Annotated in this window: 4 protein-coding genes; 2 read left to right on the forward strand and 2 right to left on the reverse strand. The window is 49.0% G+C overall.

What is annotated here, in order from left to right; genetic code table 11:
* Positions 1 to 333, forward strand: a 333-nt coding sequence (locus V6D20_24290; GenBank protein HEY9818901.1) for a hypothetical protein, incomplete at its 5' end; no start/stop codon positions are given.
* A 53-nt stretch (positions 334 to 386) separates the two neighbouring features.
* Here the strand turns inward: V6D20_24290 and V6D20_24295 are convergent.
* The gene (locus V6D20_24295; protein HEY9818902.1) at positions 387 to 614 is read right to left on the reverse strand and encodes a DUF433 domain-containing protein; all 228 of its coding nucleotides are present in this window, start codon (positions 612 to 614) and stop codon (positions 387 to 389) included.
* Positions 615 to 1,004: 390 nt separating this feature from the next.
* Positions 1,005 to 1,628 (reverse strand): DedA family protein, encoded by a 624-nt coding sequence (locus tag V6D20_24300; protein ID HEY9818903.1) that lies wholly within the window; start codon positions 1,626 to 1,628, stop codon positions 1,005 to 1,007.
* 258 nt (positions 1,629 to 1,886) lie between these two features.
* On the opposite strand from V6D20_24300, the gene V6D20_24305 reads away from it, so the two are divergent.
* The coding region (locus tag V6D20_24305) for an NAD(P)H-dependent oxidoreductase (GenBank protein HEY9818904.1) at positions 1,887 to 2,259 on the forward strand (373 nt) is incomplete at its 3' end.

Raw genomic sequence — 2,259 nt, forward strand, 5'->3', positions numbered from 1 at the left:
CGTACATATAGAGCTATTGAGAATAACTTATACAAGATTCATACCAAGTTAATAGGACTGGCAGTGATAAAGTCCTCTGTTGAGAATGCTATATCCGCATTAGATATTGATGCAATCTATGCAGACAATTTTCATCTGTATAGCGAATTAGCCAATTCTGGCACTTTAGATGAAATATTAAAGTATTACAACAACAAGGGACTTGTGCAAAATGTGTGCTCAATTTTTGAACTTGGTCGCAATGGCTATGAAAAACTTGTTCTTCGTATGCTGAATTCCAAGGATCGAGATCAGGTAATAAGTGGGCTTCAACAGTACGTACCATCGATATGAAAGTTAATTGGAGCGAGTTGTTGAAAGATCTGCTTGCCTCGGGAAAGTTATTTTCAGCCGCTTAAGCGAACAGTGCCAACAAGTCGTTTTCCAGCTTCTTCCAGCAGAGTGATGACCTGTTCTTGAGTGACAGTCGGAAACCCATCCAAAAAATCGTTGATAGATTCTCCTGCTTTGAGATAGTCCAGAAGCGTCTGAATAGGAACCCTAGTACCAGCAAACACTGGAGTACCGCTCATAACGTCAGGAGATGCGCTGATGACTGGGGAGTTTTCAAGCATACGTCGTTGACCTCTACACTGCGTACCTACAGTCTACCAATTCTACACAGCAGCATCGTCTAAGATGGCTTCAGGGTAAGCGATCAACGCAGTTCAACAAGCACTGATAACAACACTTGCTGGGCAGAGTTATTATTGTTGAACGGGATGACGAGCGGATCGCGATAGATATGGTGGTAGATGCCCATACCCAGAAAAGCAGACGATAGTTGGGCAGTGCCCTTGATTCAGATGGAAGCCCCAGAGGCCGATGTAAAGACCCAGCAAGCGATCGCTGCCTAGCATTATTGGGTGAATCAGGGCTATGAGTTTGGGTAGGAGATGGTTCAGACTGGATTGTTTTGGCTGTTGGAACGCAAGGTGATCCAGTCTATGAACCTACCTGAGTAATTAGTCCTGCTCTTGGAGCTGACGAGATTCTAGCCAGAGGGGAATCACAATCCAAGCTGCTACCAGCGCTAAGGCAAAGAGGGCAAACTTGGCCACGTCGCTAATCAACTCCTCTAGAGGAATAATCCGACCGGCAAAATAAGCCAGGGTCACCATGATTGAGGCCCAAGAGGCTGCACCAATGAAGTTACAGAGCAGAAATTTGGGATAGGGCATTTGGGAAAGACCGGCTAGGGGGCCAGCAAAGATGCGTAGGAGCGCCACAAATCGCCCTAGGATGACGGCTCGCACAGCATTTTGGGCAAACCGTACCCGCACCTCAAGCATTTGCTCTTCCTTGAGGCGAAACAGTCGCCCAATGCGAACCATGAGCGGCCATCCGCCATAGTAGCCAATCCAATAGCCGATGTTGTCGCCTACCACGGCACCGGCGATCGCACTGGGCAACACAAACCAATAGTTGAGTTCTCCACTTCCGGCGAGGAAGCCACCAATGAGCGTAATGGTTTCACCGGGGAGGGGAATGCCTGCGTTTTCAAGCATGATGCCAATGCCGACCGCCCAGTAGCCATACTGCTGAGCAATTTCTTGTAGAGTTTCTAGCGACATTAGCTCCAGGGACATAGGGGTCAGCCTTTACATGGGTTAACATTTTCTTTCAATATCGTGACGCAGGTGAAAGGGTCGTGTCAATTGACATGTCTCCGTTAGCCTGCGGGCAAGCCTGGGTTTAGCCTAAGAATTCGGTGCGGTGGGCCAGATCCTGAGAAGATTTGTAGGGCAAGCAGATCCATCGGCTGTTCTGGGGCACTCTGAAGGGGCCTGGCTGGTCTTAGATGATGTCCTTGCTGTTTACTGTGTTCTGTATCGGCTTTCAACACTATGTCTACCTTGCTACATATTGACTCTAGCCCGCGAGGTGAGCAGTCGGTTTCCCGGCGGTTCACGCGCCGGTTTGTCACGTTGTGGAAAATTAAACACCCCGGCGATCGCGTCATCTATCGAGACTTGGGCCGCCATCCTGTCCCCCATGTCAATGAAGAGTGGATTTCCTCTGCCTTCACGCCACCGGATGCGCGATTGGCAGAACAGCAGCAGGTTCTCAGTCTGTCGGACATGTTGATCGACGAGTTGATCACCAGCGAGCGCTATGTGTTTGGGGTGCCCATGTATAACTTGAGTGTACCCTCGACGTTTAAGGCCTATATCGATCAGGTGGTGCGCATTCACCGTACGTTTAAATATGTAGATGGGG

Source organism: Candidatus Obscuribacterales bacterium, from assembly GCA_036703605.1.
In the GTDB taxonomy this organism is placed as follows: Bacteria; Cyanobacteriota; Cyanobacteriia; order RECH01; family RECH01; genus RECH01.